At 52.4% G+C, this 19,735-nt stretch carries 26 protein-coding genes; 10 read left to right on the forward strand and 16 right to left on the reverse strand.

The window, feature by feature from the left end; translation table 11 throughout:
- The first annotated feature begins 100 nt into the window (after positions 1–100).
- On the forward strand, positions 101–1,270 hold the full coding sequence (locus ACSZLD_RS00425) for a KamA family radical SAM protein (RefSeq protein WP_377909984.1): 1,170 nt from the start codon (positions 101–103) through the stop codon (positions 1,268–1,270).
- 36 nt (positions 1,271–1,306) lie between these two features.
- On the opposite strand, the gene ACSZLD_RS00430 is transcribed toward ACSZLD_RS00425, so the two are convergent.
- Positions 1,307–1,828 (reverse strand): GNAT family N-acetyltransferase, encoded by a 522-nt coding sequence (locus ACSZLD_RS00430; protein ID WP_377909985.1) that lies wholly within the window; start codon positions 1,826–1,828, stop codon positions 1,307–1,309.
- A gap of 97 nt (positions 1,829–1,925) precedes the next feature.
- Between ACSZLD_RS00430 and ACSZLD_RS00435 the strand changes: the two genes are divergently transcribed.
- Positions 1,926–2,645 carry a hypothetical protein gene (locus ACSZLD_RS00435; protein ID WP_444683932.1) on the forward strand — a complete coding sequence of 240 codons (720 nt, stop codon included), beginning with the start codon at positions 1,926–1,928 and terminating at the stop codon, positions 2,643–2,645.
- On the opposite strand, the gene ACSZLD_RS00440 is transcribed toward ACSZLD_RS00435, so the two are convergent.
- From ACSZLD_RS00440 to ACSZLD_RS00455, 4 genes are all read right to left on the reverse strand, one after another.
- The gene (locus tag ACSZLD_RS00440; RefSeq protein WP_377909987.1) at positions 2,638–3,231 is read right to left on the reverse strand and encodes an NAD(P)H-dependent oxidoreductase; all 594 of its coding nucleotides are present in this window, start codon (positions 3,229–3,231) and stop codon (positions 2,638–2,640) included. The genes ACSZLD_RS00435 and ACSZLD_RS00440 overlap by 8 nt on opposite strands.
- A 78-nt stretch (positions 3,232–3,309) precedes the next feature.
- Positions 3,310–4,371 carry an EAL domain-containing protein gene (locus tag ACSZLD_RS00445; RefSeq protein WP_444683933.1) on the reverse strand — a complete coding sequence of 354 codons (1,062 nt, stop codon included), beginning with the start codon at positions 4,369–4,371 and terminating at the stop codon, positions 3,310–3,312.
- A gap of 70 nt (positions 4,372–4,441) precedes the next feature.
- Complete coding sequence (locus ACSZLD_RS00450) at positions 4,442–4,645, reverse strand: hypothetical protein (RefSeq protein ID WP_444683934.1); 204 nt, start codon at positions 4,643–4,645, stop codon at positions 4,442–4,444.
- Positions 4,646–4,708: 63 nt separating this feature from the next.
- On the reverse strand, positions 4,709–5,179 hold the full coding sequence (locus tag ACSZLD_RS00455) for a glycine/sarcosine/betaine reductase selenoprotein B family protein (protein ID WP_377909990.1): 471 nt from the start codon (positions 5,177–5,179) through the stop codon (positions 4,709–4,711).
- 139 nt (positions 5,180–5,318) lie between these two features.
- Between ACSZLD_RS00455 and ACSZLD_RS00460 the strand changes: the two genes are divergently transcribed.
- A complete protein-coding gene (locus tag ACSZLD_RS00460; protein ID WP_377909991.1) occupies positions 5,319–5,609 on the forward strand; it encodes a 4a-hydroxytetrahydrobiopterin dehydratase in 291 nt (96 codons plus the stop codon).
- A 72-nt stretch (positions 5,610–5,681) separates the two neighbouring features.
- Entirely contained in the window at positions 5,682–6,227 is a 546-nt protein-coding gene (locus ACSZLD_RS00465) for a hypothetical protein (RefSeq protein ID WP_377909992.1), read from the forward strand.
- Positions 6,228–6,303: 76 nt separating this feature from the next.
- Here the strand turns inward: ACSZLD_RS00465 and arsC are convergent, their stop codons facing one another.
- The 3 genes from arsC to pcp form a co-directional block, all read right to left on the reverse strand.
- A complete protein-coding gene (arsC, locus tag ACSZLD_RS00470; protein WP_377909993.1) occupies positions 6,304–6,723 on the reverse strand; it encodes an arsenate reductase (thioredoxin) in 420 nt (139 codons plus the stop codon).
- A gap of 86 nt (positions 6,724–6,809) precedes the next feature.
- Complete coding sequence (locus ACSZLD_RS00475) at positions 6,810–7,160, reverse strand: ArsR/SmtB family transcription factor (protein ID WP_377909994.1); 351 nt, start codon at positions 7,158–7,160, stop codon at positions 6,810–6,812.
- Complete coding sequence (gene pcp, locus ACSZLD_RS00480; RefSeq protein WP_444683935.1) at positions 7,157–7,777, reverse strand: pyroglutamyl-peptidase I; 621 nt, start codon at positions 7,775–7,777, stop codon at positions 7,157–7,159. The genes ACSZLD_RS00475 and pcp overlap by 4 nt, the downstream gene beginning before the upstream one ends.
- Before the next feature lie 119 nt (positions 7,778–7,896).
- Here pcp and ACSZLD_RS00485 point away from each other — a divergent pair, with 119 nt between their 5' ends.
- The 3 genes from ACSZLD_RS00485 (at position 7,897) to ACSZLD_RS00495 (ending at position 8,600) form a co-directional block, all read left to right on the forward strand.
- A complete protein-coding gene (locus tag ACSZLD_RS00485; RefSeq protein WP_377909996.1) occupies positions 7,897–8,103 on the forward strand; it encodes a DUF1659 domain-containing protein in 207 nt (68 codons plus the stop codon).
- Positions 8,104–8,137: 34 nt separating this feature from the next.
- A complete protein-coding gene (locus ACSZLD_RS00490) occupies positions 8,138–8,362 on the forward strand; it encodes a DUF2922 domain-containing protein (protein WP_377909997.1) in 225 nt (74 codons plus the stop codon).
- Between the two features lie 73 nt (positions 8,363–8,435).
- The gene (locus ACSZLD_RS00495) at positions 8,436–8,600 is read left to right on the forward strand and encodes a YvrJ family protein (protein WP_377909998.1); all 165 of its coding nucleotides are present in this window, start codon (positions 8,436–8,438) and stop codon (positions 8,598–8,600) included.
- A 74-nt stretch (positions 8,601–8,674) separates the two neighbouring features.
- On the opposite strand, the gene ACSZLD_RS00500 is transcribed toward ACSZLD_RS00495, so the two are convergent.
- The 7 genes from ACSZLD_RS00500 to ACSZLD_RS00530 all read right to left on the reverse strand — a co-directional run bounded on the left by ACSZLD_RS00500 (position 8,675) and on the right by ACSZLD_RS00530 (position 16,728).
- Positions 8,675–9,310 (reverse strand): hypothetical protein, encoded by a 636-nt coding sequence (locus ACSZLD_RS00500; RefSeq protein ID WP_444683936.1) that lies wholly within the window; start codon positions 9,308–9,310, stop codon positions 8,675–8,677.
- A 358-nt stretch (positions 9,311–9,668) separates the two neighbouring features.
- The gene (locus tag ACSZLD_RS00505; protein ID WP_444683937.1) at positions 9,669–13,073 is read right to left on the reverse strand and encodes an efflux RND transporter permease subunit; all 3,405 of its coding nucleotides are present in this window, start codon (positions 13,071–13,073) and stop codon (positions 9,669–9,671) included.
- Positions 13,070–13,522: a MarR family winged helix-turn-helix transcriptional regulator gene (locus tag ACSZLD_RS00510; protein WP_377910001.1), complete on the reverse strand. Its 453-nt coding sequence runs from the start codon at positions 13,520–13,522 to the stop codon at positions 13,070–13,072. The genes ACSZLD_RS00505 and ACSZLD_RS00510 overlap by 4 nt, the downstream gene beginning before the upstream one ends.
- A gap of 178 nt (positions 13,523–13,700) precedes the next feature.
- Positions 13,701–13,961 carry a hypothetical protein gene (locus ACSZLD_RS00515; protein ID WP_444683938.1) on the reverse strand — a complete coding sequence of 87 codons (261 nt, stop codon included), beginning with the start codon at positions 13,959–13,961 and terminating at the stop codon, positions 13,701–13,703.
- 15 nt (positions 13,962–13,976) lie between these two features.
- Complete coding sequence (locus ACSZLD_RS00520; protein ID WP_377910003.1) at positions 13,977–14,444, reverse strand: thioredoxin family protein; 468 nt, start codon at positions 14,442–14,444, stop codon at positions 13,977–13,979.
- 4 nt (positions 14,445–14,448) lie between these two features.
- Positions 14,449–14,871: a disulfide oxidoreductase gene (locus ACSZLD_RS00525; RefSeq protein WP_444683939.1), complete on the reverse strand. Its 423-nt coding sequence runs from the start codon at positions 14,869–14,871 to the stop codon at positions 14,449–14,451.
- Positions 14,872–15,066: 195 nt separating this feature from the next.
- On the reverse strand, positions 15,067–16,728 hold the full coding sequence (locus ACSZLD_RS00530; RefSeq protein WP_444683940.1) for a putative bifunctional diguanylate cyclase/phosphodiesterase: 1,662 nt from the start codon (positions 16,726–16,728) through the stop codon (positions 15,067–15,069).
- Between the two features lie 173 nt (positions 16,729–16,901).
- On the opposite strand from ACSZLD_RS00530, the gene ACSZLD_RS00535 reads away from it, so the two are divergent.
- From ACSZLD_RS00535 to ACSZLD_RS00545, 3 genes are all read left to right on the forward strand, one after another.
- Positions 16,902–17,117, forward strand: a complete 216-nt coding sequence (locus ACSZLD_RS00535; RefSeq protein WP_168005080.1) for a KTSC domain-containing protein — start codon at positions 16,902–16,904, stop codon at positions 17,115–17,117.
- A 78-nt stretch (positions 17,118–17,195) separates the two neighbouring features.
- Positions 17,196–18,314, forward strand: a complete 1,119-nt coding sequence (gene ald / locus ACSZLD_RS00540) for an alanine dehydrogenase (protein WP_377910006.1) — start codon at positions 17,196–17,198, stop codon at positions 18,312–18,314.
- Between the two features lie 82 nt (positions 18,315–18,396).
- Positions 18,397–18,891, forward strand: coding sequence for a P-loop NTPase family protein (locus tag ACSZLD_RS00545; RefSeq protein ID WP_444683941.1), 495 nt, complete (start codon positions 18,397–18,399; stop codon positions 18,889–18,891).
- Here ACSZLD_RS00545 and ACSZLD_RS00550 read toward each other — a convergent pair.
- Positions 18,872–19,687, reverse strand: a complete 816-nt coding sequence (locus ACSZLD_RS00550; RefSeq protein ID WP_444683942.1) for an HAD family hydrolase — start codon at positions 19,685–19,687, stop codon at positions 18,872–18,874. The two genes, ACSZLD_RS00545 and ACSZLD_RS00550, sit on opposite strands and share 20 nt — an antisense overlap.
- Positions 19,688–19,735 lie beyond the last annotated feature (48 nt).

Consider the following 19,735-nt stretch of genomic DNA (forward strand, 5'->3'; position numbering starts at 1 on the left):
TCCACCTTTATCAAAATGAAAAGGATATCATCCATTTTTGACCAATTTTTACCTTTATGTTTAAATGAAGATACATCATGGAAAAAAGGAGAGATGCACGATGGCGCAGCCGAAGTACATTATGAATATTGAAAAGGTGCCGCACCTGTCCGACGAGGAAAAGGCCAAGCTGAAGCAGATCACAGAAAAGTTCGTCTTCCGCGTGAACGAATATTACCTTGGACTCATCGACTGGGGCGACCCGCAGGATCCGATTCGTAAGCTCGTCATCCCGAACGAGGGGGAGCTGGAGGAATACGGCCGCTGGGATGCATCAGATGAAGACACGAACTACGTCGTACCAGGCTGCCAGCATAAATACGACCAGACGGCTCTCTTAATCGTTTCTGAAGTTTGCGGAGCTTACTGCCGTTACTGCTTCCGCAAGCGTCTGTTCCGTAATGACATTAAAGAAGCCATGTCGGATGTTTCACCGGGAATCGAGTACATCCGCAACCATCCGGAAATCACGAACGTGCTGCTGACAGGCGGAGATTCGCTTATTCTTGCCACGCGCAAGCTGCGTAAAATCATCGAGCAGCTCCGCGAAATTCCGCACGTAAAAATTATTCGTCTCGGTTCGAAAATGCCGGTCTTTAACCCGATGCGCATTTACGAGGATGAAGATCTGCATGAGCTGATTCGGGAATACTCCACGCCGGAGCAGCGCATTTACGTCATGGCACACATCAACCACCCGCGTGAAATCACGCCGGAAGCGAAGAAAGGCTTTGAGGCGCTTCACAACGCAGGAGCGATCGTCGTCAATCAGACGCCGGTACTGCGCGGCATCAACGACGATCCGGAAGTACTTGCAGAGCTGCTCGATAAGCTTTCCTGGGCCGGCGTAACGCCGTACTACTTCTTCATCAACCGTCCGGTAGCCGGCAACAACGACTTCGTGCTCTCCTTGAAGGAAGCATACGATGCCGTCGAGCAGGCAAAAGCGAAAACGTCCGGTCTCGGCAAGCGTGTGCGTCTTTCCATGAGCCATACGTCCGGAAAAATCGAAATTCTGGCGATCGAAGACGGAAAAGCTTACTTGAAGTACCACCAGTCCCGCGACAACCAGTACGGTAAATTCATGGTGCTTGACTGCCCGGATGATGCTGCCTGGTTTGATGATCTGCCAGGAAACGAAGCACACTGGGAGCCGCCAAAGAAGAAATGGGAAGAGTTCACAGGTGCCAACGAAAAAATCAAGCAGAAAGAAACAGCCGAACAGCTGTAGGCTGACAGACACAAAAAAGACCGTTCCGGACTAGCTTCAGCTCCGGGACGGTCTTTTTGCAGGGATGTGACACGTATAGTGATGCAGTTTATCCTTCATTCCGTTCCAGACGATCGATTCGACAGCGTGCGGCACAAATCCGTTGCGCTCCAGCACTTTTACTGACGCCGGATTCGTTACAGTTGCTCGTGCGGTCACGGTCGTCAGGCCTATGTCTGCAGCTTCGTTGAGAAGCAGTGCCAGTCCGGCAGTTGCCGCTCCGTTCCCAGCCGCAGCTGCGCCGATCCGGTATCCGGCTTCCGCAGTGCCTTCCCCGGTGATGTTCGTCAGGTTCATCCGGCCGATGAGCGTCTCCCCTTCATAGTACAAGTAGTAGCGGTCTTCGCCCCGTTCCTGTTCAGCGAGAAGCTGCTGAAGCCGTTCGCTGAACACCTCGGGACGATAAAAATCGTCTCCGCGCGACGGGATAAAGGCTTCAAAATAGGCGCGGTTTTTTCGTTCAAACTCGTATAATACTGCCTCTGCCGATGCATGCAGCAGCTTTAGCTGACGGGTCATACGTGTTCCTTCTTTCGTATACATCATCAAAAACATGACTTTTTTCCTGTAATAGTCTGATACAATAGGAAGATATCCAACGACAGGAGGCGTTCGTATGCGCAATTGGACCTGGCTGCTCCTCGCTGCGGCATGCAGCGCTGGTGAGCCGCCTGAAGAGCAGCCGATAAACGAACAAACGTCCATTTCCATTGAGCCGCTCCACATGACGCACGTAGAATCGGTGAAGGGCGGGGACGGCGTCGACGTTCATTTTCTGCTCGAACATACAGACGAACGGCCGCTTCTTGAAGCGGACTATGAATTCGACTTCCCGGATCTTGTCTGGGATGATGCGGATGTTCCCTACCGCCTGATCGATTCTGAGATCAGCAGGGAGGGACTGGAAGAGCATGAACTTTCGCTGACGCTGACCCTTTCCCCTCCTCCGCCGGAGGCTGAGGGATACATCCACGTGCCCTTTTACGTGACGCCTGCCGTGTATGCAGACGGCTATACGTTTTACATTGAAGCGGAGGATACGCCGGTCCGGCTGGGCGATATTCAGCTGAGCGGACTGGAGCAGGATGCCACGTCGCTCCAGTTTGTGCTTGAGGACAGTCATCTGCAGGCCCGCCAGGACACCGCTCAGTATCAATTCAGGCTTTTTGACGAAGACGAGTACGTTTACCCTGTCTTCTCAAGTGTCGAGCCTTACAGCGGCCGGGCAGAGCTGACGTTTGCCTCCGAACAGGAGCTGCCGATCCAGCTCGAGCTGGAACGATTTCCAGCGTCGCTTCCCGTATGGCGCTTCTCCTTCACTGTACCGCTTACATAGTACGTTCCTTCCCATGCAGCCGCTGCCAGGCGGCTGCTTTTTCGCGCAGATGAGTAAGCATGTCCGCGCGCTGCTCGTCTGAAGCCTGAATGACATCCCCGAAATGAACGACATCCATCAGTTGGAGACCGACAAAGGAGAGCAGGTGCTTGTCGAGACCTTCTACCACATTATCGTACAGGCCTTCCTCATGAAACACATCGGGCGGCGTTCCGGTCGTAAACACGAGCGATGCTTTGCCTGAGAGCTTCGGCACCGGCTCTTCCCCTTTAAGCTCATAGGCAGCCCCATAAGCGAAGACCCGGTCAATAAATCCCTTGCCGGCAGCGGGGAAGCCGCCCCACCAGAGCGGAAACATAAAGATGACGTGATCTGCAGCCTGCAGATCTTTTGCCGCTTCGGCCACGTCGGCTTCATATTCCCCTTCCATGCTGCGCTTGTATTCCTTATGCGTTAAATGCGGATCAAACCCGTCTACGCCGGGACGGTACAAGACGGCCTCCGGTATTTCCTCCAGCACCTGGGCGAGCATCGCCCCGTTTAAGCTGTCTTCTGTCGGGTGCATATAAATGACCATTACAGACATAGCGAAATCTCCTTTCAACTGTCCTTTTACCATCAGCAAAGCCTGACGCGAACGATTCACGCCAGGCTTTCGTACGTGTCAGGCAGGCTTCATCAGCGGGCGTCCGAAAAAGTATCCCTGTACGAGATCCACGATCGGTTTTAATGCTTCGTATTCCTCAGGCCGTTCAATTCCTTCTGCAAGCAGCAGCGTTCCCTGCGCAGCAGCCGTTTCCTTCAGTTTTTTAATGTAGGCAATTTTCTCCGGATGCTGATCGCAGTGTTCGACGAGCGAGCGGTCTATTTTAGCATAGTCCGGCTTCAGCTTTTGCAGCACTTCAAGCGTGGCATGTCCGCTGCCCACATCATCCAGTGCCACGTGTACGCCGGCTTTTTTGTATTCATCGAAAATAAACTGCAGGTGATTAATGTCTTCAATCTTCTCTGTCTCCACGACTTCAAAGACGAGATCATCAGCCTGCACCCCGTACTCTCTCACTGCTTTAAACGTGCTCTGCAAACAGTGGCGGGGATCATAGATAGACGACGGGAGAAAGTTAATGAACCGCTTCATGCCGTTTTCAAGCATGTGAGCACCGGTGCGGATCGCATTGATGCGCGCCTGGCTATCGAGCATCGACTGCAGACCCGATCGCTGGGAAAACGCGAATAACTCGCCCGGTGAAAATGGAAACAGCTTGCTGTTCGGCCTCAGCAGAAACTCATAGCCGAACGGTTCGCCGGTTGCTGTATCAATGACAGGCTGCATAAACGATTGAAACAGCCGCTCCTGAATAATCTTCACAAAGATTGGATGTTTCACCTGCTCAAACAATTCGTAGTAGGAGAAATCATTTCCCGGAAAATGCTTGCTGCCCGTATCCGTCATTAAGCTGCCTCTAAGGCGCCCGAGCTCTTCTTCCGGAAGGATATTCTCGGTTCTGAACAAATGTTTCTCCAGGTTATCCCAGGAATCGTATGGGATAAACAACCTGCCCTGCTTTGACATTTCTGCTCCGTACTTTTTAAAAGATCGGTGCAGCGTTTCCGTTACTCCCGGTTCTATACTGGAGAGGATCAGTCTCCCGCTCTCATCGAGCGGAATTTTACCCTGACAGATTTGACACGTTTCCATATGCTGAGCCACCAACTTTCTGTCCATTCGTTTTCTCATCCTTTCCCCGACTTTTAGTTCTAAAAACCTACAAAAGGAAGCTTAGTACCTTTATCGGTTAATCTCGCTTCCATTTATAGTCTAATCGCCTCAGGATTTCTGGCTCTGCCTGTTGGGCAGCTTCCAGCATATCCTGCAGAATCCACTTTTGCAAATCCCCCCGCCCCGGCTGTCCGAACGTACGGCCAAGCGGAAAGCGGATGTGCAGAGCACGAGGTGCATGAACCTTTTCCGTAAGTTCTGGAAAATGGGTCATCGACACAGTCGGTATGCCTTCTTTTTCAATTTCTTTCTGAATCAGCCCCACGGACTGATGGCAGATATATCAGCCGGGTGACAGCAGCACGACATCGGGCTTATCCTGACGCAGCGTCTTCATGATCTCCGGCACGCTTTCCTTTAACAGCTTATCGGTACGCGGGATGTATCCCATCATGCCGAAATTCGTCGGTGATACTTCCTTGATCACGCCTTCTAAAGCAAGCGACCGCAACGCATCGATCGGAAACACGGTGTTGATATCTTCTTCCGCTGCTTTCGTGTCGTAGTGTGTGTGGGTCACCGTCAGCTTGCTCGTTTCCGCATCCGCCGGCAGGAGTCGGACGCTCCAGTCGCCGGCATCCACGTCAAACGGCTTATCGGATTTCAGATGCACGCCCGCTGTTGTTAAAAACGCGACGCGCCATTCTTCCGGCTTCGTCTTGATCGAAGCAGGCGCCACTCGTTCACCGCCGTACTTTCGGATCGATCTCGCTGCAATCTTACGAAACACCCATTCCTTCAACTTGTGTATCATCAGTTTGTCACCTCTGCCATTCCTATACCCCGGAGCAATGAAATTCTAACCGGATTGATCGATCTATACACGGAAGGAAATATCTGCTATGATGCTTGTACAATGCTGAATTTTCAGACAATAGAAGGAGGATGAACAGATGGTATTAACGCATGAAGAGGTAAAGGCTAACATTAACGAAGCAGACGGCTGGAAGCTTGAAGGGGACGACTGGATTATGAAATCGTACACGCTCTCATCCTATCCGAAGGCGATTCAGTTCGTGAATGCCATTGCCGACATTGCGGAAGACCGCCAGCATCATCCCTACACAATCATCGACCATAAAAACGTCACGCTGAAGCTCTCGACAATCGACGAAGGCGGTCTCACTCAAAAGGATTTCGAGTCGGCGCACGCCTATGATAAGCTGTTTGACCGGTACAGCTGACGGTTTTCCTCTTTCCGCTCCCGATTCTCCGTGCTAAAATAGAGGGAGCCGAAATAATCGGGGGGAACGCACATGCAGTGGATCTACTTATTTACAGGGGTTGTGGCAAGCGTCATTGCCATCTATCACCTGTTCACGGACCGTCTCCGCCGCCTCCGCGGTGCAGAAACGACGTATACACCCGCTGACACGAAAAAAATCAGCACCCATTCTGCCGTCTATAAAGTTTCTGTTTATTCCTGTTACCTCGTCCTGATTTTGTCAATCGTGCTGTTTGTGGAAGTATTTAACAGTTTTCAAAACGCGACGATATTGTTCGTCTTTATTTTGACGCTCGGCCTCTTCATTTTGCTGACGCTCGACCGCGTCTTTGAAATTCAGGGAGATGCCCTGATTTTTGCCGGCTATCACGCCCGCTGGTCTACGATCCAGAAAATTCGCTGGGGGCGCCAGAAGTCCAGCCGCCGTCAGCTCGTGATGGAGCTTGCAAAAGGCCAGAAGATTAAAACGACGATTGCCAATGAAGCAAAGGAAGACGTGGAAGAAACGCTGTCCGTTTACTGTCATTTTGAAACAGATCAGGAACGTGCGCAGGCCGGCAAACCAACGGGCCGGTAGCTCAATAAATACCGATAAAGAGAACCCCGGGCGAATGATGATCGCCCGGGGTTCTCTTTTGTTCAGGAAGGCTCAATCAGCGTCCTGTTTGCTGAAATGTCTTAATGCGCTCGCCGATTTCATCGCGGACGCGCTGAAAGAACGCCCACTTTTCTTCGTCGGTGCCCTCTGCTTTTGCTGGATCGTCGAAGCCCCAGTGCTCCCGCTCCTTATTCGGCGGCGTCGCCGGACAGACGTCATTCGCATGGCCGCAAAGCGTCACTACGAGATCTGCCTTCTGCAGCAGCTCCTGATCGATCGTATCAGACGTCTGGCTGCTGATGTCAATGCCTGCCTCCTGCATCGCCTTCACGGCATTCGGATTTACACCGTGTGCTTCTATCCCGGCAGAGTAAACGTCCCACTCGCCGCTCAAGTAGTGCTTTCCCCAGCCTTCTGCCATCTGGCTCCGGCATGAATTTCCTGTACATAGAAAATAAAGAATTGGTTTTGTCATGTCTGCATACCTCCAGCATCATATATAAACGTTCGTTTATATGATAACATGCCGGTCGTTATACGTGTATGAAGAGTTTGTAAAGATCAGCAGCAGTTAACGCGCAGACCGTCTTTTTCGATTTGCAGAAGCTTCGGCTTCGGATCAGGCAGCTCGCTGACAATCGACGTAATCATTGGATAAAACGGCGAATCGGTGTTAAGCGAATAAAACACCCACTGATTATATTTTCGTTCCCGGACGATTTCTTTTTGCTTCAGCTTTTTCAAATGCTGGCTGATCGACGGCTGGCTCATATGAAACAGCTCCACAAATTCACACACGCAAATTTCATCAACGGCGAGCATCGACACCATATGGAGCCTCGTTTTATCACCTAAAAGCTTGAACAAATCCGCTGCTGCTTCTACCGTCATCCTTTCTGCTGCCGTTGTCATACCGCCGCCTCCTTTTTTATTATCGTCTGCAGGATGTGCCGGAACGCCCGCTGAACAGTTTCCGGTGCCATCGTCGGTTTGGATCCATCCGGAATCATGTCCGGCGACGCCGGCAGATGGATAAATCCTGCCTGAACCGGGAGGCTGTGAGCAGAAGCTTCATGCAGCACCCGGTACATCGTTGTATTGCAAATATACGTGCCTGCTGAATAGGAAAAAGCGGCCGGCACTCCGCCCTGTTGGAGCGTCTCCTTTATCTCGCGCAGCGGCAGCGTGGAAAAATAAGCTGCCGGCCCTTCGTTAACGACTGGCCTGTCAACGGGCGCCTCTCCTTCATTATCTTCAAGACCTGGCGCATCCTCCATGTTGATCGCGATCCGCTCCAGGCTGATCGACGGCCGGCCCGCGGCAACGCCGAACAGCAGAACGACGTCCGGCTTCCAGCTGTGCAATGCCTCTACTACGGACTCTGCGCACTGGCTGTACGTGACCGGAAGCGTCATTGTTTTCACCTCAGCTTCAGGAAATGTCTCCTCGTCGATCCACGATACAAGCTTTGATGACGGGTTCTGCGTCATGCCTCCAAACGGTTCAAATCCGGTTACGAGTATTCTCACGATCGTTCCTCCTCTTTTAATCCCTGTCTTCATTTTCTCCTGTTCGGCTCTTTTTTTCAAGCAGCCCCCTCCCTTTTTCAGTCCCGGATGTACTTCATCTGTGAAAGGAGGTGGTCAGCATGGTCATCACATCCCGCTCCAGACTCGTTCTTACCTTAAACCAGGGGTACGACGAAGACGGTATGGTAATGCTCGTCACACGTTCGTTTCAGAACGTGCGCACAGATGCAGCCGATGAGAGCCTTAAAGCAGCAGGAGAAGCTTTAGCATCCCTGCAGCAGCACGGTTTGTCCAACGTTCAACGATTCAACACGTACGAGCTGTAAACGAAGTGCTTCATACTAAAAGGAGGTGAAAACAATGGCAAAACGACTGGAACTGCTTTTTCGTACAGAGGCTGGCACGACGGCTACACTTGGGATCGATGACCCGAAGGAGCCTGTCACACCAGCTGACATCCGCGATGCGATGGACAGCATTCTTGCTGCCGGTGTATTTTATGGCCCGAGCGGCTACTATGTTTCGAAGATTGGCGCTCGCGTAGTAGAGCGGCACGTAGAAACCATCGACATTGGCGTCGAGTAAGCTTGTCCGGCCGAGGCATTGATGCCCGGCCGGCTTTTTTCATAAGTGGAAACGAAAGGAGGTGTCCTGCTTTATGGAGCTCTGGATGCAGGCGCTTGGGGAGTATGGGTTTCCGATGACGATCACGTTCTATCTTCTCTATCGGATGGAGAAAAAGCTGGACGTCATTAACAGCTCGATCCTCGCGCTGAACCGGCCGGCGTCTCCGCCGCTCGACCGCAGCCGCAGATCAGGCTGACAAGAAAGCGTGAATAACAAGCGGTGCAGCGGTCTATTCCTAGACCTCCGGCACCGCTTGTTGATTTTCCGCTGTTATTTTTGAGGCTGCGTGTACGACATCAGCTGCAGCTTCCATTCCTCTTCTTCCCGGATCAGCTCGGCCTCCAGCATCCCCGTCGCCTGTATTTCCTCTTCCGCTGCGTGTACGAATTCAATGACGACCGCAGCCTCATCATCGTTCACATCGATATCACGCACCTGCACCAGATTCATGCGCTCAAGGTTTACCCAGTGCAGCGAGCGGGTTTCATCCTCCTCAAGCTGAAACGTGAGCAGTGCTTCTTCTTCGTTAATCACAGTTCCTTCCGACGTCACATCTTCCAGCACATCGGCGTTTTGTTCATGCATCGCTGTAAGCGCCTCGCGGATACGGGTTTCAATCTGCTCCATTTCATCCGCCGCCATGCGGTGGTCTGATTCCGTATCCACGGTCTCCTGTTTGCTCGTCAACAGATCGTCCTTCAGCTCGGCGTTTTCCTCGTGCAGCTCTGCAAGTTCCTCCTCCAGCTCAAGCGTCCGGTTGCGTTCCTTTTCAAGCTGGTCCGTCAGGCTTTCATTCGTCTTGATCAAGGAATCGGTGTTGTTTTCGTCGCCGGCCGACGGCTCCTGATCGGAGCAGGCCCCAACGAGCAGAATCGGGCAGGCAAGCAGTGCCAATTTTGTCTTCATACGTGTTCCCTCTTTTCATCGTACCTCGTACCGGACAGGTTATCTTTCCCTATCATACAGAATTCCGTCTGATTTGACCAGAGCTTCCGGCAGTTTTTGGCAATTGCTCGCTTGTTCTATTCTTGCTGCAATGAGCGTCGCCGGCTGAAAACGGCCTCCCCATGCCTTAAAGCTGTATCATGTACTGCGAAAACCGCCGGGCTGCATTCTCAATGCGAACGTTACTTCCCAATACGTTTTGCGATAAAGATAACTCGTTGCTCCTCAAACGTTTCTCAGCTTCACTGAAAAACGAACACCGAAGCCGGCAAGCTGCATACAGAAAGAACCGCCCACATGGACGGTTCTCCTTTTCTCTTTATTTATCTTCTTTATTGCGCCGGATTAGTTCTTCGAGCACGTCGAGCAGTTCTTCCTTCGACATGTCTTCCTTCTGACGCCTTGGCTCCTGTTGAACCTGGCTGCTGTATGCTGGATCGTCGTAGCGCAGCTCCTCTACTTCCTCCGGTGCATATTCCTGCAGCTCCGGATCCCAGCTGTCCTCCACGTCGCGGTAGTACTCTTCATACGACGTGACCATCATATCTTCATCAAGTTCCTTCGCCTTTTCCGGCTCCTGCAGCTGCTTGCGGTTCGTTTCGCTGCTGCTTATGCGGTCATCGAGCAGATAAGCAGGCACGAGCTGACCGTCCGGCGTCACATACTTCTTATTTAAGTGACGGGTTTCTCTGTCAAAGAAGCTGTAGACGACTGGAATCAGCACGAGGGTCAGGAAGGTGGCGCTGACCATGCCGCCGATCACCGTAATCGCAAGCGGCTGCTGAATTTCCGATCCTTCTCCAAGACCAAGCGCAAGCGGAATCAACGCAAGAATCGTCGTCGTCGCTGTCATTAAAATCGGACGCGCCCGGTTTTTTACCCCTTCGACAATCGCGTCGTAGCTCTTAAAGCCATAGCTCTTCAGCCTGTTCATGTAGTCGACGAGCACGATCGCATTGTTGACAACGATCCCGACGAGTACAATGAGACCGATAAAGCCGGTGACGCTGATTGGCGTTCTCGTCAGCGTCAGGGCAAGCGTGACCCCGATGATCACGAGCGGTACCGTAAACATGACAACGAACGGATACTTCAACGACTCAAACTGGGCTGCCAGCACGAAGTAGACAAACACTATCGCCAAAATGAGAGCGAGCGTGAGATCCGAAATAGCGTCCTCCAGCAGCTGCTGATCGCCGGTAAAGGATACATTCGTTTCAGCCGGCAGGTCATAGTCGTCTATGATGTCGTTAACGATCTGATTGATCTCGTTCAGCGTATTATTCGACGTGTACGTCAGCGTGAACTGAACGGACGGCTCCTGATTGATCCGGTTGATCGTCTCCGGAGAGTCACCGACTTCAAATGCAGCAACGTCAGCCAGGGCAATGAAGTCACCCTCCTGGTTGCGAAGCAGCAGGTCTTCCAGTGCTTCTGTATTTTCCGTCACCTCGTCAGCCATGCGGACGTTCACTTCCAATACGTCCTCTTCTGCGGTGACTACCTGTGTCGCAAACGCGCCGCGCGTCAGGCTGTCGACGGTATCAGCAATTTCAGCCGGTGTCAGGCCTTCCTCCCGTGCTGCTTCCTCATCGATTTGGATCTGCAGCTCTGGCAGCGTTTCTTCAAACGTATTCGTCACTTCCGTAAATTCTGACTGATCTTCAAACTCTTCGAGCAGATCATCCGCCGCTTCCTGCAAGCGCTGTGGATTCTGATCAGTCAGGTCGAAGCTGAACGTATTCGGGTCTCCACCAAAAGAAGCATCGACGGAAATCGTAACGTCAGCATCCGGTGCCGCATTTTCCACGTCCCGGCGGATTTCCTCTGAGAAATCAATCGTGGAAATATCCCGTTCGGCGACTGGTACGAGTGTCACGTAGACGGCACCCTGATTGCCCTGCGTTCCTTCTCCCATCGGACCTTGATCCCCGCTCGTTCCGGTGACGGTCGTATAAGCCTCTATTTCAGAATAGTCATCTAAAATGGCTTCTATCTCCTGAATGTTCTCAAACGTTGTGTCGAGCGGCGTTCCTGGTTCGTTTTCTACTTCAATCTGCATAAAACTTTCATCGGTCGCAGGCAGAAATTCCGTTCCGACCGTTGTGATGCCTGCAGCTCCCCCGCCCAGCAGACCGAGAGTTACAAGAAAGACAACGAGCCGGTTTTTAAGCGACCAGCGGGCCGTTTTATCAAAAAAGCGGATAAAGCCTGAATTGCGGCGCTTTTCTTCGATTTTTTCACTCGGTGCCTTGAGCCAGCGGCTTGCGATCATCGGAACGACCGTCAGTGCGACCGCAAGCGAGGCAAGCAGGCTGAACGCAACCGTCAGCGCAAATTCTCGGAACAGGTTCCCGACAATCCCGCTGATAAAGACGACCGGCAGGAATACGGAGATCGTCGTAAGCGTAGACGCTGTGATCGCGGTAGCGACCTCTTTCGTTCCGTCCTGTGCTGCCTGACGCGGAGATTTTTTCATCGACAGGTGGCGGTAAATGTTCTCGATGACAACGATCGAGTTATCGACGAGCATCCCGATCCCGAGTGCCAGTCCGCCGAGCGTCATGATGTTCAGTGAGAAGTTCGTAAAGAACAGCAGCACGAACGTCACGATAACAGAGAACGGAATGGCAATGCCGATCAAGAGCGGTGTTTTCACGCTTCTTAAGAAGAAGAACAGAACGATCATCGCGATCGCGCCACCGGCAACGAGTGCCAGCGTCACGTTCTGGACGGCATCCTCAATGTAATCTCCCTGGTTAAACAGGACGTCTGCCTGAAGCTCTTCGTACTGCTCTTCATCCAGAAGTGCCTCCAGTTCTTCCATGAAATCGGATGCCACATTTGCAGTATTCGCATCAGCCTGCTGCTGCACGCTCATTAAAATGGCGTCGTCCTGATTAGTTCGGGTGATAACATCTGACGGCTCCGGTCCGCGGGTCACTTCCGCCACATCGGCTACGGTCACCGTTTCGGTGTCCTCGTCTCCCGTTACGGTTTCTGAAACGACGATATTTTCGATGTCCTCAACGTCAGCGAGCTCAAACAGCACACGCGTCGTAATTTCATTGCCTTCATTCTCTACAACGCCGCCTGGAGCCGTCACATTGTGGGACTGCAGCACCTGGACGACATCGCTTTGCGTCAGGTTATTGTCTTCTAATTCATCCTGATCGAGCGTGACGGCAATTTCCTCTACGTTATCTCCATCGAGGTTGATCGTGCCGACACCGTCCACTCGGAGCAGATCATTTTCAATATCCTGCACGAGCCCGTCGATCGCTTCGCCGTTGTCCGAAGACAGCGAAAGCTGAATAATCGGGAACTGTGACGGATCAAATTTAATGAATGACGGGTTACCGGCACCGTCCGGCAGCTGGACCTGGTTCATCTGCGTGATGATGTCATTTTCGACCTCATCAATCGTCTGCGTCCACGAAAACTCGAGGATCGTCAGCGACTGCCCTTCCATGGAAATCGTGCTGATGTTATTCAGACCGGAAACCGTCGCAAGCCCCTGCTCCATCGGCTGGGAAACGCGCTGGGACACTTCCTCCGGTCCGGCGTCATCATAGGTTGTCACGACCGCTGCTATCGGCGCATCAATGTCCGGAATCAGCTTCAGCGGGATGTTCGTAAGCGAGACGAACCCGAGCAAAAGAAATAAGAGCATCGTCACAATTGTAAAAACTGGTCTGGCAATCGAAAAATTGGTTATTCTCATGACTCGTCTCCTTCGTTAACAGATTTCAGCAGCAGATGATGCATGCTCCCAAACGCTGCCCGCATTGCCTGCAAATCCTTCTCCGGAAGCTTCATCAGCAGGTCTTCCATAATCAGCCTCCGCTTTTGTTCAAGCTGTCCGATCAGCTCCGCTCCGGCATCCTCAAGCTTCAGCACCGTCTGTCTCCGGTTCTCCGGATCGATGCTGCGCGTGACGTAGCCTCCCTGCTCGAGCTTCGCGATCATCTGACTGACCGCACTGGCCGAGACATTCATGAATCCTGCGAGTTCTTTTACTCTCGTCACGCTGCGTTTGGCAACGAGAAACAGGACGAGCTGCTGGTTCGGCGTCAGTTCATTGTCAAAGTGGCTGCCGTATTTATGCTGCATGAGCAGCGTAATATCAAGCATGTATTCTTCAATATCGGTGATCAAGCCTGCTTTTCCCATCGGTACACCACCTAAACAGTTAAGTATTTTAATTATTAACTTACTTAACTATATGCAAGTCCTCTTTATCCTGTCAAAGGATGCGTCCTCTGATTTTGTGGCGATTTATTGAACAAAAAAGAACCGCTCCTTTTGGAACGATTCCTTATCACGAATCCGGCTCTTTACCTTCTGTTTGCTATAAGAGGACGACGGCGCCTATCAGGGCCAGCGATCCCCCGGCAACGAGCTGAATGGTTGCCGCTTTTCGATTTGATTGATAGACATTAAATAACAGCAGATACAGACCGAACATGACGGCCATGAATAAAATGCCGTCCACGAGCGGACTGAAGAAGGCTGGATCGTCCGATGCGGCATAGATACCGTAGTTCACCAGCATCGCAACCGTCCACCCGGCAAAAATAATGATGCCGATCATCATTGCCAGTCGTTTCATGCAATCGCTCCTTTCTTAATCGGCAGCTCGTTCAAACAGCTGCTCGTACTCTTCTTCGGGACCGAGGCCGGTAATCCGGTCTACTTCCTCCCCGTCCTCAAATAGGATAACCGTCGGGGTTCCCTCGAGGTTGTAGTCTTCCCATCCTTCGTTAAATTCGAGCACGTTATACAGCTCAAGGTCAGCCCCGGCATCCTCTGCCATCGGCACAAGGACAGGCGTTGCCTGATTACAGTATTCACACTGCCCGCTGTAGAAATAAATCAGCGCATCTTCCCCGTTTGCCAGGCGCTCATCCAGCTCCTCCGGCAAAATCACGTTCTGGTAGTTCGGATCATCAAGCTGGTCGATCGTTTCCTGAGCGAGCGTGCTTTTGCCAAACGGATTTCCTTCTGCCTGCTGCTGGTTCTGCAGCTGAACGACGACGATCAATGTCACAAAAAGTGCGACGGCAATACCGCCGAACAGTAAAATCTTTTTCATGGTGCTATCCCCTTTTCACTGTGCGCATCACGAAAATGAGCAGCACACTGATGATTGTAAACGCAGTTAAGGCTAGAAACGGAATTGTGATAAAGCCGAACCAGTTCATGTACTGAGCATTACACGGGACAATTCCGCATGCGCTTCCCTGCTCCTGCATGGCCGGTACCTTTTGAATGAAATAGTGATACAGCGCGACACCTGCTCCAATAACAGAGAGCGGGAGCGAGTATTTCACCACGCCTGCATCTTTCTTTACTGCCGCAACCGCGAGAATCACGGCGAGCGGATACATAAAAATACGCTGCACCCAGCAAAGGTCGCACGGCACATAATTCATGACTTCTGAAAAGAAAAGCGAGCCAAGTGTCGCCGTGAATGCTGTGATCCACGCACCGGCAAGCAATGATTCCACCCTGTTTTTCATCGGCCTCTCCCCTATTCTACCTAAATGATAGCCGACCGCAAATTCTTTGTAAAGAAAAGTTAAAACGTATTTGTAAATAGGATCCAGAGCCTTTTTGAAAAAGAGCAGTCACCGATGCTTTTGTTCTTATTTTTTCTTCAGATAAACGGAAAAACGGGCATCCGCCCGTTTCATTCGAACTGTGATGCAGTAGGATTACGTCGCGATGCCGAGCTGCTTGTATAAGCTTGCTGCCGGCATCGGTCTGCTGTATAAGAAGCCTTGCATCGCATCGCAGGAGCGCGCCGCCAGGAACGGAATGGTCTCCTGTTTCTCGACGCCTTCCGCTACAACGCGCATGTTCATGTTGTGGGCCAGCTGAATGATCGAAGCAACAATCGCCTGGTCATTTCGGTTGTCCAGTACTTCACGGATAAACGATTTATCAATCTTCAGCGTATCGACCGGGAACTGCCGCAAATAGCTGAGCGAGCTGTAGCCGGTCCCAAAATCATCAATTGAAATCCGGACCCCTAGCGACTTGAGCTGCTGCAGCGTCTCCAGACACTCTTCCCGATGATAAAGCAGGTCGTTTTCTGTGATTTCCAAATCGAGCAGCTCTGCATCAAAACCGCTGGTGTGCAAGGCATTGCGGACTGTCGCCACAAAATCCCTGCTCTGAAACTGCAGCGGCGAAATATTGACGCCGACTGAAAGCCGGTGGCCGGCATCGCTGAGTCGTTTGCCTTCGCGGCACGCTTCCAGGAGCACCCAGCGTCCAAGCGGCACGATCATACCGGACTCTTCGGCAGCAGGAATAAACCTGGCAGGCGGCACCATGCCGAGCTCGTCGTCCGTCCAGCGAAGCAATGCTTCAACACCGGTCATCTCCTTTGTCGCAAGGTCATACTGCGGCTGGAAATGCAGCGAAAAGTCTTTCCTGCGAAGCGCTCGGCGCAGCCGGTGCTCCAGCTGGAGCCGTTTGTCAAACCGGCAGCGAAGCTCCGGATCGTAAAAGACAACGCCCTCGATTCCTTCCTCTTTTGCCGACTGCACTGCAGTCGTTGCCTGCTGGATCAGACTCCGTCCAGCACTGTCCTTACCGGGGCGAACCGCTGCTCCTAAACTGACGGAAACAGACAGCTCTTTTCCTTTAATAAAAAACGGCTCACGGATGAGCGGAAGCATCCGCTCTGCAAACGTTGCGGCAGTTTCACTCCGGTAAATTCCCTCCAGCAGAAACGCAAACTTGTCTCCTCCCACCCGGAACAGCTGAAACCCATTCGTCCGAAACCGGCGCAGTTTGTCGCCCATCTGCGCGATCAGGGCATCGCCGGTGAACGGTCCCAGCGTATCGTTGTAATACTTAAACCGGTTGATATCGATGATGATGAGTGTAACGGGCGTCTTCTCAAGCTCCGTCCGGGTGATCGCCTTCTCCAGCTCCTTCCGGTTTGGAAGTCCGGTAAGCGAATCTGTTGCACTCAGCTCGTCAATAGCTGCCTTTGCCTCTTCCAGAAGCGTTAAGTTACGGTGAAACAAAATTGTCCGCCCCAGATGAGGGATCGGATAAGGCAGCAGCTGAAACGTACAGGCCGTATTTTCTTTGCCTGTAATAGAAATGGAATCTCCTGAGCGGACGGCTTCCTGCCATTCGGCAGCCGGCAGTCCGCTCCACTGCTCGTACGAGACTCCTTCAGCGGCTGAGTTGCTGAGGCCAAGGAGGCCGGCGAGCGTGCTGCTCATTTTCAAAATGTGGTTCGTTTCATCCAGCAGCACCGGATAGGCATGCTCTTCCATAAATTGAAGCAGATTATACAAGTGCTCTCCTTCCAGCTTTAGGGAAGCCAGAAGACCAGTTTGATCGATGTGTTCCATACATGTCCTCCGTCCTCGTCATGATGTTATGTATCAGCTCATCCCAGATTATTCATCAACCTTAGTTAACTTCGTCCCAGCCAGATAAGCCTTCCGCCTTACGAAGGGACGTTTATCTCTTATATCGGCAGGGAATTGAATACTATAAACTGGTATAAAGGGGGCAGTTACACATGGAATGGGCAGATCTGAACAGTAACGGCTTCAAACGGGTCGGCTACGACGAAGAGCTCAAGCAATTGCACGTCCGTACAGAGGATGGGAAATACATCATTTACTACGAAGTGCGTGAGTCAGATTACGTCGGCATGTATTCCAGCCGCAACATGCGCGAGTTTTACGAAAACAATATCGTCAACCGGTTTCCTTACACAGAGGTATCTCAGTAACGGCCGCGTTTACGGCTGTCCGTTCAGCGGGCAGCCGGTTTGCTGTGCGGTCCTATTTTCAGAAGGGAGCGGATCTGGATGATTATCGGAGTTCCAAGAGAAATGAAAAATCACGAAAACCGCGTCGCCCTCACCCCCGCCGGCGTCATGACGCTCAGGCAAGAAGGGCACTCCATTTTAGTAGAGCATGAAGCCGGGACCGGCAGCGGCTTTCCGGACGCCGACTACGAGCAGGCGGGCGCAGAGCTCGTCAACGAAGCAGGAGCGCTCTGGCAGCGGAGCGACATGGTGATGAAGGTAAAAGAGCCGCTCCCGGAGGAATACGGCTATTTTCGTGAAGGCCTGCTGCTGTTTACGTACCTGCACCTTGCAGCTGAACCGCAGCTCGCGGAGGCGCTGACGAAGCACAAGGTGACAGCGGTCGCCTATGAAACCGTCGAAAAAGACGGCACGCTGCCGCTGCTGACGCCGATGAGCGAGGTCGCCGGCCGAATGGCAGCACAGATCGGGGCCCAGTTTCTCGAACGTCCGAAAGGCGGAAGCGGAGTCCTGCTTTCCGGTATTCCAGGCGTCAAGCGCGGCCGAGTAACCGTCATCGGCGGAGGTGTTGTCGGCACCAATGCAGCGAAAATTGCGATGGGCCTCGGGGCAGACGTGACGATTATTGATTTAAGTCCTGACCGGCTGCGGGAGCTCGATGATTTATTCGGCACGGAAATCAATACGCTGATGAGCAACCCGCTTACCATCGCGCAGGCCGTCAAAGAGTCGGACCTGCTCATTGGAGCGGTGCTCATCCCTGGTGCGAAAGCGCCGAAGCTTGTGACAGAAGATATGGTTCGTACGATGCATCCCGGGTCCGTGATAGTCGATGTTGCGATCGATCAGGGCGGCATCGTTGAAACGATTGATCACATCACAACGCACGATGACCCGACGTATACGAAGCACGGCGTTGTTCACTATGCCGTTGCCAACATGCCGGGAGCGGTGCCGCGCACGTCGACGATCGGACTCACAAATGTGACCGTGCCGTATGCGGCGCTCATTGCCCGGCACGGTATCCACGAAGCCTGCCGGCAGCACCCCGGCCTGCGGAAAGGCGTCAACACAGCCGGCGGCTTCGTTACGTATGAAGCTGTCGCCCGGGATCTCGGCTATGAACATAAAGACCCGCTTGCCGTTCTCAGCGGGTGATTCGATCATGATGGACGAAAAAGCCCGCTCCTGAATTCGGAACGGGCCTCTTCATATGATGACTTGGAGAGGAGCTGAATCGATGAATCGAATCGTTATCATCGGGAGTCCCGGCACCGGGAAGTCTACTGCCGCAAGAAAACTCGGTGCCTCCCTGCAATTGCCTGTCTATCATCTCGATACGTATATGTGGTCAGCTGGCTGGCAGCTTTTGAACGCGGAAGACCAGCGCCGCATCTCCCATACGCTTGCTGCAAAACATCGCTGGATTATCGACGGCAATTACCGCGCCTCCTTACAGGAGCGCATCCAGCGAGCAGACTGTGTGCTGCTTTTCGAACGTCCGCTGCTGCTATCCTTGTACCGCATTGTAAAACGGCGTATTCGCTACCGCAAAACAACCAGACCCGATATGGCATCCGGATGCCCAGAGCAGCTGAACGTGGAGTTCCTGCTCTATACAATCCGCTTTCGACGCGAAAAACTGCCGAAGCTTCTTTCTGAAGTGCCGGAAAGAAAATTAATTCGACTATCATCCAATCGTGCGCTGGAGCGGTTTATCGCGCGTAACGGCTGATCCGGTGCTTTTCCCGTTCCATCCATTCACTCATTGTGTAAGCCTGCTCCAGCCTGTCTCCCGACTTGACTGAGGTACCGATAAACACACCGCGCATGCCGAGCCTTAAAGCCGGTGCTACATCGTTCATGAGGTTGTCCCCTACGGACGTAACGGATTGAGGCATGTGTTCGAATTCGTTAATCAGTTCTTCAAATAAAGACGCTGCAGCCGCCGGCTTTCCGGCAGATGGTACGACTTTGTGAAAAATACCTCGCATATCCAGTTCTCCTAAAAGCCGGTCTGTATCTTCAGCATCGCTGTTTGTTACGAGCACCGTCGGCACAGCCTCACTCAGCTGCTTTAGAAATACAGGCAGCCCTTCAATTTTCTCCAGCTGAAACGCTTCACTCGCCATATAACGCTTTGTTTCATGATAAAACGGCTGACAGTCGCGGATGCCATAATGGCGTGCACAGGCGAACGGCAGCCACCAGCCGTCTCCAATTGCGACAATTCGCTCCAAATCAAATGACTGCGGACCTTCCGTATACGTAGACACATCTAGCTCCTCCCCGCTCCACGATTTCACAGCCGTGATACGTGAAGTAAAGGCGTCCACCTCCAGAATGGTATCCTGTTCTGTGTCGTAAGCCGTTCCGATTTTCACCGCATGCTCACCGCGCTTCATCTTTTCGTAATCCCGTACAAACGCCCTCTGCCACTCTGCCGGCAGCTCCTGCTTCATCAATGCTGCATAATAATCAAAGTGGGCTGTTCCTTGATACAAGGTGCCATCCAAATCAAAAATATACATCGCTCGCTCCTTTCTGTCCTGCTGCATTCTACATTGCCATGACGGTTC

Origin of the sequence: Alkalicoccus luteus (assembly GCF_052061695.1) — a bacterium.
Classification (GTDB): Bacteria; Bacillota; Bacilli; order Bacillales; family Salisediminibacteriaceae; genus Alkalicoccus; species Alkalicoccus luteus.